Source organism: Nocardiopsis lucentensis DSM 44048 (assembly GCF_000341125.1).
GTDB lineage: Bacteria > Actinomycetota > Actinomycetes > Streptosporangiales > Streptosporangiaceae > Nocardiopsis > Nocardiopsis lucentensis.
Map to the genome: position 1 here is coordinate 1 of NZ_ANBC01000380.1, position 6,975 is coordinate 6,975.

The following is a 6,975-nucleotide window of genomic DNA, read 5'->3' on the forward strand; positions in this document are numbered from 1 at the left end:
GGGCGCCCGGACACGGGCCGAAGCGAAGCGGCAGGCCCGAAACAAACTAGGGCGCGCGGACGATGCCCACACCGCGGTCGGCGGCGGCCACCTTGGAGTCGATCGCTCCGCTGTCGGCGTGGGCGAGCAGGCGGGAGGTCACGGTCGTGGCCGCGTGCGGGGAGGAGTCGGACAGGACGCGCTCCCACCACAGGGCGGCCACCCCCGCCACGTGCGGGCAGGCCATGCTGGTGCCGTTGAACGCCACCAGGCCCCCGCCCGTCTTGGCCGACAGCACCCCGACACCTGGCGCGCTGATCTGCGGGAACGTGTTGGAGAAGGGGGCGATCGTCAGTCCGGAGTCGCCCTGGCCGAGCGCGCCCACCGACACCACGCCCTCGGCGGCGGCCGGGAGGGAGACGGCGATCTCGTAGTCGGGGTGCACCTCGCGGCGGCTCTCGTTGCCCGCGGCGGCCACCACCACGGTCCCCTTTCCGAACGCCGCGCGCGCCCGCAACAGGTCCAGCAGGGAGTCGAACATCCGCAGGTTGGCGCGGTAGGCCTCCAGCGCCGAGGAGGTGGCCAGGTCGGTGGGCCACCCCTGGTCGACGAGGTTGGACACCAGTCCGGGGAAGTCGTAGCCGAGGGACATGGACACCACGTGGGCGCCCTGGTCCGCGGCCCACTGGATGCCCTGGAGCAGCATCTCGGAGTCGCCTCGGCCCCGGTCGTCGAGGACCTTGCCGACGAGGCCGCGTTCCACCCCGGGGGCCACACCGATGCGGGTGCCGTCGACGTCGCGGCCGAAGACCGTGCCCGCCACGTGTGTGCCGTGTCCCTGACGGTCACCGTCCCCGGAACCGGTGAAGTCCCGCTGCGTCAGGTCGACGCCGGTGAACGCCGGGTGCTCGGCGTCGATGCCGGTGTCCAGGACGGCCACGGTCACCCCGGCGCCGGTGGCCGCGGAGGTGTCGGCGCCCACGGCGGCCACGCCCCAGGTACGGGTCTCGTCGACGGTGGTCGCGGTGTCGGTGTCGTGGGGGGTGGGTTCGATGAGGAGGGTGGGCATGACGGGGGCGACCGCGCGGACCCGTGGATCGCGCGCGGCGTCGTCGAGGTCGTGCTTGTCCATCTCCAGGACCTCGACCACGGGCTCACCGGCGGCCTCGACGGTCGCGGCGAGCGTTGAGGGGCGCCTGAGACCACTGAGGTCGAAGGGGCCGGTGGTCGACGGACTTCCCGTGTCACGCAGGACGGTGCACTTCTGCCGCATGGAGCTCTCCTGAGGGTTGGAGGACATGACCCGACCAGTTTCTGGGCCCGACCACCGGAGTACACCCGTGACACGCGGTGATGCCAGTGGCTTTCGGGGCACAGATCCGTGCCCTCGGTATGACCCAGTTCACTCCAGCTAACAGTAGGTTCAAAAGTAAACGGGTATTACGCTTCTGGAGACGGCAAACGACCCCCGGAGCCCCCCATGACCGATCCCGCTTCCTTCGGCACCGCCCTGTGGTCCGTGCTGATCGGCGCCGCCTTCGTCCTGGCCCTCGGGCTGGCGATCATCTCCGACATGGCATTGCGCCGACGCGAGGACCGCGCCGAGGCGGCTCGCCGTGCCGGTGAGACCACCGAGCTGGTGCGGCACAACGGCCGTCCGGCCACCCGCTGACGGACGAGCGGCGCGCCGTCCCCGGGGTCCGCTCCCCGGGGACGGCCGCGTCCTACCGGGGGGACACCAGGCGGGTGAAGAGGTCCGGGTCGACATTGCCCCCCGAGAGCACCGCGACCGTCGAACCGGGTCGGCCCGGCTCCGTGGGCACCCGGCCCGCCATGACCGCGGCGGCGGCCAGGGCACCGCTGGGCTCGGCCACCAGACGCGACCCGTACGCGAGGGCGGCCACCGCGCGGGCGATCTCACCCTCGGTGACCGTCACCACGTCCGACAGCCGTGCCGTCAGGTGCGCGAAGGTGAGATCGGACAGGCACACCCGCACCCCGTCGGCCATGGTCCGCTGGGTGCGCTCGGGCGACCAGGCCACCCGGCGGCCGACACGCAGGCTCTCGGCGGCGTCCGCGGCCAGCTCCGGTTCCACTCCCACCACCCGGACCGGGCGGGGCCGCACGGTCATCGCCGCCGTGGCCACCCCGGAGGCCAGTCCTCCCCCGCCCACCGGCACCACGATCGTGGTCACCTCCGGCGACTGCTCCAGGATCTCCAGGCCCACAGTGCCCTGACCGGCGATCACACGCCAATCGTCGAACGGCGGAACCAGGGCCAGCCCCTCCTTGTCCGCCAACTCCCGAGCGGTGGACGACCGTTGCTCCGGGGGCACCGTGACCACCCGGGCCCCGCACGCTCGCACGCGCCTCACCTTCACCTCAGGCGCTCCCTCGGGGACCACCACCGTGCACGCCACACCCTGTTCCCGAGCCGCGTGGGCCAGCGCCAGGCCGTGGTTGCCGGAGGAGTGGGTCACCACCCCCGCCGCCCGCTCGGAGGGGGTGAGGAGCGCGACGGCGTTGGTGGCACCGCGCAGTTTGAACGCGCCGGTCGGCTGGAGGCTCTCCGGTTTGACGAGGAACGGCGGCCCCCCGTCGGGGCCGACCGTCAGGGGCGTGCGCACGACACGTCCTTCCACACGTGCGGCGGCGGCGCGGACATCGTCAGCGGTGACCAGTTCCATGGGGCCAATATGCCCACCCGTCGCCCTCCCCCACCCTCAACCGACGCCTCCGGCGCACCACCCCCCACACCGTCGCCCTCCCCCACCCTCAACCGACGCCTCCGGCGCACCACCGGCCCCAGCCCGCGCCCGGCGCGGACCGCTCTTTTTGCCCGCCGATTGCCGTGTCAGCCGAGAGGGCCGGGCGAGGTGCCGCCACGATGGCACCACGGCGTGCGTCGCGACGGGAGGAGCCGCTGTGGTGCCGGTTGGTGCTCCCGCTCATCGCCGCCGGAGCCGGGGCGGTGACCACGTACGCGCTCGCCGGGCCCGAGCTGCCGCTGTCCCTGCCCGCCTACCCCGGTCCGGCCCCGGGGGACGTGCTGTCCGGGTCGGCCATCGCCCTGGCCGGAGGTGCGGCCGGGCTGGCACTGGTCTACGCCTTCCCGGTGGTGCACGGCTGGTTCCGGCGGCTGCGCCACCCGGTGCTGATGGTCGGCGCGGGCGGGCTGGTCCTGGGGCTGCTGGGCGCACTCGGCGGACCGCTGACCATGTTCAAGGGCCTGGAGGAGATGAAGGAGCTGGCCGACCGGAGCGCCGACCTCGGTGTCGCCGCGCTGGCGGTGATCATCGTGGTCCGGATGGCGGCCCTGCTCACCGCGGCCTCGTGCGGGTTCCGCGGCGGCCGGATCTTCCCGGCCCTGTTCGCCGGGGTGGCGCTGGGACTCCTGGTCGCGAAGCTGGTCCCGGTCGTGCCGGTGTCGCTGGCGGTGGCGTGCGCGGTGCTGGGGATCCTCACCTCGGTCACCCGGCAGGGCTGGCTGAGCCTGTTCATAGCGGTGACCGTCGTACCCGACCTGGGCCTGCTGCCCGTGCTGTGCCTGGCGGTGCTGCCGGTGTGGCTGTTGGTCAGCGGGCGCCCGGAGATGGTGGTGGCCGCGCAGGCGGACTCCGAACAAGGCTGACACCGGGTGGCGGTCCCCGGCCGGGACCTCACCCGGCACGGGGACGGACGTCACCGCGCGACCGTCAACACCCGACCGGCGCCTCCGGCCCAGACCCCCCGCACCGGTTCACAGAACGACCACGTACCTCTCCCAGGGGAAGACGACGTCGTCCTTGCCCGCCTCCACCACCCTCCCGTCGGCCGAGTGGCACGAGCCGCCCATGACCTTGATGCGCGCGTTGGTCGAGTTGACCACTCCCGCCGCCTTGTCGGGAACGCTGACGCAGCCGGAGGGGTTGGCGCGGTGCACGGATCCCCCGTTCAGCGTGACGAAGACGATCTCGCCCCTGGCCGCGTCGGCGGGCCCGACGGTGCCCAGGGTGAGTGCGGCCGCGACGGCGAGGACTCCGGCGGTGGAGTACGGTCGGCGCATAATCCACTCCTTTAAGTGTCTATTTAACAACTGTCCGTAGTTGACCTGGATGTACATCTACCACGCGAACCGGCGCCCCGCCCCACGGCATGCGGTAGATTGCGGAACTCGATGCGTACTGAATGGACTCCCCAGGACCTGCCCGCTCGGGCCCTCTACCAGCTACTGACCGCCGTGGTGGTACCGCGACCCATCGCGTGGGTCTCGACCACCTCCGAGTCGGGTGTGGACAATCTGGCGCCGCACTCCTTCTTCACCGTGGCCTGCACGGATCCGGCGATCGTGCAGTTCACGTCGGTGGGGCGCAAGGACTCACTGCGCAACGCCGAGGCGACCGGGGAGTTCGTGGTCAACCTCGCCCCGGTGGGACTCCAGGAGCAGGTGAACGCGACCGGCACGCCCTACCCGCACGACGTGAGCGAGTTCGACGCGGTCGGCCTCACCCGGGAGGCGAGCAAGGCGGTGCGTCCGCCACGCGTGGCGGACTCTCCCGTGGCCCTGGAGTGCGTCCTGCACTCGACCGTGCGCCTGGGTGACTCGACGGTGGTCTTCGGCCGCGTGGTGCACGCCGCCGTGGCCGAGGAGGTCCTGGTCGACGGCCATCCGGAGGTCACACGACTGCGGCCGCTGGCGCGCCTGGGCCGCAACGAGTGGTCCGCGCTGGGCGAGGTCAGCGAACTCGACCGCCTGCCCTACCGCGCCTGAGCCGCCGCCCCGCCCGGGGCGGCTGCGTCCCCTCCTCAGGCGACCGGACGGTCAAAGGTCCAGGTCCCGCTCCGGCGCGGGCAGGGTGGGCAGGCGGGCGGCCACGGCCGACGGGNGCGCGATGCTGCGACGTCCGGTCGCGGCCCGGGCGAGCTCGAAGGCGCTGGCCCGCAGCTCCAGGTCGTCCCCGCCACCCAGCCGCCACTCCTGACCGGTGTCGGTGGCCACCACGCGCACGCCGGGCAGGGACTCGTCCCAGCCGCGCCCGAGGCCGCGCAGGACGAAGTCGGCGAGCTGGTCGGCGTAGTCGGTCTGGGGCGCCATCCCCAGGGCGCCGCGCAGGTCGTTCTCGTGGTGCCACACGTCGAGGGCGGGCAGGGCGTAGCGCGCCCTGGTCTCGCGGGCGAGGACCTTCAGGAGGGCGGGCGTGGCCGCACGCCACTCGGCACAGATCACGGGCAGGTCGTCTTCGGCTCGCTCGGCCACCTGACGAGCGGTCGCCTCGTCGTCTGAGGGCGGGGTGAGGCCCTTGTACGCGACGTCGACGCTGATCCCGGCCAGGTGGGCATAGGTCTGGCGCACATCCCAGGCGGGCAGCGCGGGGACGTCGGTGGCGAGCTGGTCGGCGGTGAGTTCGGCGGCCAGGTCGAAAAGCCTGTCCTGACAGCTGGTGTACACGCTGGCTGAGTCCATGCGCACACGCTACCGAACGGCGTTCGGACACGACCGGACCGCCCCCGGTGCGCCCACCGGGGGCGGTGGGGCCGGCGTGCCCCGAACCGGTCAGGAACCGGCGCCGCAGGTGAGCTCAGGGACCGCGGCGGGGCCCTGACGGGTTCCGGTGAAGCCGAAGGTGGTGGTCGCGCCCTCGGACAGGACGGCGTTGTATCCGGCGTCGACCGCGGTCACCCGGGACCCGTCGGTGGAGACGGCGGCGTTCCACGCCTGTCCGATCCCCTCACCGTCGGGGAGTTCCCACTCCACGGTCCAACCGTCCAGGTCGGTTCCGGCGGTGACGGTGACCTGGACCTGGAAACCGCCCTGCCACTCGTGCCGCACCGCGTACCCGGCCGTGCAGTCCGCGTCGGACGGAGGGTCGGTGGGCTCGTCCGTGGGCGGATCGGTGGGCTCGCCCCCGCCCCCGTAGACCGGCGCCTCCTCGGCGGTCTCGACGATGCCGTCGGAACCGTGGAAGATCCGGTCGCCCCACGCGGTCAGCCGGGCGGCGTCGAAGTCCTCGACCATGTCCAGGTACTCGACCCCGCCGCTGTTACCGCTCCAGGACCAGCCGACGTAGCCCAGCCCGAGGCGTTCGGCGTGGTACATGATCGCGTTCTCGTCCGGGTCTCCGTCACTGTGGTCGTGGCCGAACTCGCCGATGATCAGCGGCAGACCGGCGTCGACGAAGGACTCCATGTAGTCGACGACGGTCGCCTCCCGCTCGTACACGCCGTACATGTGGACGGAGAAGACCGTGTTGGCGTCCGGGTCGGAGTCGAAGACGTCCTGGGCACCCTGCCGCATGATGCCCTGCCAGTCCTGACCCCAGTTGGGGGCGTCCACGACCAGCGTGTGGTCGAACCCGGCCCCGCGCAGGCGGTTGATCGCGGCACTGGTGTCCGAAGCCCAGTTCGCGTTGGTCGCCTCGTCGTTGCCGTAGGGCTCGTTGCCGATGTTGACCAGGACGTGGTCCTCCTCGCCCTCGACGGCGTCGCGCACGCGCAGCCAGTAGTCGACCGCCTGGTCCAGGGTGGCCGCGGCCTGGTCCTCGCCGTAACCGGTGGTGTCGTGGACCTCCAGCACGCAGATCAGCCGGTTGGCCTTGCACCGCGCGACCACGTCGGCCACGTCGTCGGCGTCGTTCTCGGTCCAGCGGTCGCCGCTGCTGAGGACGACCCGGACCGTGTTGGCGCCGAGGGACTTGATGCCGGCGAGGGAGTCGACCTCCTGGGGGTACCAGGTGTGGGCGTGGCTCACGCCGCGGATGACGAAGTCGTTGCCCGCCGCGTCCACCAGCCGGCCGTCCTGGACACGAAAGCCCGTGTCGGCCTGGGCGGGCAGTGCGTGAACCACGAGCGCCGCGACGAGGGCGAGGGCCGCCCCGAGGGCGACGAGGAGTCTCGGTGTTCTGGGGGGTTGCATGGATCTCCTTCCGACCAAAGAATGAGACAACGTTGTCTTATGGAATCGAGGTGTCGGGGAGCGGCTTCACCGGCCGCTCCCCGTTCACCGACTCGGGTCGGGGC

The 6,975-nt window shown here is 72.2% G+C and carries 8 protein-coding genes; 3 read left to right on the plus strand and 5 right to left on the minus strand.

The features are described 5' to 3' along the window. Positions 1-46: 46 nt before the first annotated feature. Positions 47-1,252, minus strand: a complete 1,206-nt coding sequence (locus tag D471_RS0112805; RefSeq protein ID WP_017598979.1) for a S8 family peptidase — start codon at positions 1,250-1,252, stop codon at positions 47-49. Between the two features lie 207 nt (positions 1,253-1,459). On the opposite strand from D471_RS0112805, the gene D471_RS34210 reads away from it, so the two are divergent. Next, positions 1,460-1,651 carry a hypothetical protein gene (locus tag D471_RS34210; protein WP_017598980.1) on the plus strand — a complete coding sequence of 64 codons (192 nt, stop codon included), beginning with the start codon at positions 1,460-1,462 and terminating at the stop codon, positions 1,649-1,651. 52 nt (positions 1,652-1,703) lie between these two features. Here D471_RS34210 and D471_RS0112815 read toward each other — a convergent pair whose 3' ends face one another. Beyond that, entirely contained in the window at positions 1,704-2,666 is a 963-nt protein-coding gene (locus tag D471_RS0112815; protein ID WP_017598981.1) for a threonine ammonia-lyase, read from the minus strand. 200 nt (positions 2,667-2,866) lie between these two features. Between D471_RS0112815 and D471_RS34215 the strand changes: the two genes are divergently transcribed. After that, complete coding sequence (locus D471_RS34215) at positions 2,867-3,610, plus strand: chloride channel protein (RefSeq protein ID WP_152486293.1); 744 nt, start codon at positions 2,867-2,869, stop codon at positions 3,608-3,610. A gap of 108 nt (positions 3,611-3,718) precedes the next feature. Here D471_RS34215 and D471_RS0112825 read toward each other — a convergent pair whose 3' ends face one another. Beyond that, a complete protein-coding gene (locus tag D471_RS0112825) occupies positions 3,719-4,024 on the minus strand; it encodes a hypothetical protein (protein ID WP_017598983.1) in 306 nt (101 codons plus the stop codon). Between the two features lie 111 nt (positions 4,025-4,135). Here D471_RS0112825 and D471_RS0112830 point away from each other — a divergent pair, with 111 nt between their 5' ends. Next, a complete protein-coding gene (locus D471_RS0112830; protein WP_017598984.1) occupies positions 4,136-4,729 on the plus strand; it encodes a flavin reductase family protein in 594 nt (197 codons plus the stop codon). Positions 4,730-4,780: 51 nt separating this feature from the next. Here the strand turns inward: D471_RS0112830 and D471_RS0112835 are convergent, their stop codons facing one another. Together D471_RS0112835 and D471_RS0112840 are read right to left on the minus strand one after the other, a co-directional pair. Continuing rightward, positions 4,781-5,422, minus strand: coding sequence for a maleylpyruvate isomerase family mycothiol-dependent enzyme (locus tag D471_RS0112835; protein WP_026127676.1), 642 nt, complete (start codon positions 5,420-5,422; stop codon positions 4,781-4,783). 90 nt (positions 5,423-5,512) lie between these two features. Then, positions 5,513-6,742, minus strand: coding sequence for a cellulase family glycosylhydrolase (locus D471_RS0112840; protein ID WP_017598986.1), 1,230 nt, complete (start codon positions 6,740-6,742; stop codon positions 5,513-5,515). Positions 6,743-6,975 lie beyond the last annotated feature (233 nt).

Coding starts and splice junctions, on each gene's coding strand:
- D471_RS34215 (WP_152486293.1), top strand. CDS start 2,867: ATGGCACCACGGCGTGCGTCGCGACGGGAGGAGCCGCTGTGGTGCCGG.
- D471_RS0112805 (WP_017598979.1), bottom strand. CDS start 1,252: ATGCGGCAGAAGTGCACCGTCCTGCGTGACACGGGAAGTCCGTCGACC.
- D471_RS0112815 (WP_017598981.1), bottom strand. CDS start 2,666: ATGGAACTGGTCACCGCTGACGATGTCCGCGCCGCCGCCGCACGTGTG.
- D471_RS0112830 (WP_017598984.1), top strand. CDS start 4,136: ATGCGTACTGAATGGACTCCCCAGGACCTGCCCGCTCGGGCCCTCTAC.
- D471_RS0112825 (WP_017598983.1), bottom strand. CDS start 4,024: ATGCGCCGACCGTACTCCACCGCCGGAGTCCTCGCCGTCGCGGCCGCA.
- D471_RS34210 (WP_017598980.1), top strand. CDS start 1,460: ATGACCGATCCCGCTTCCTTCGGCACCGCCCTGTGGTCCGTGCTGATC.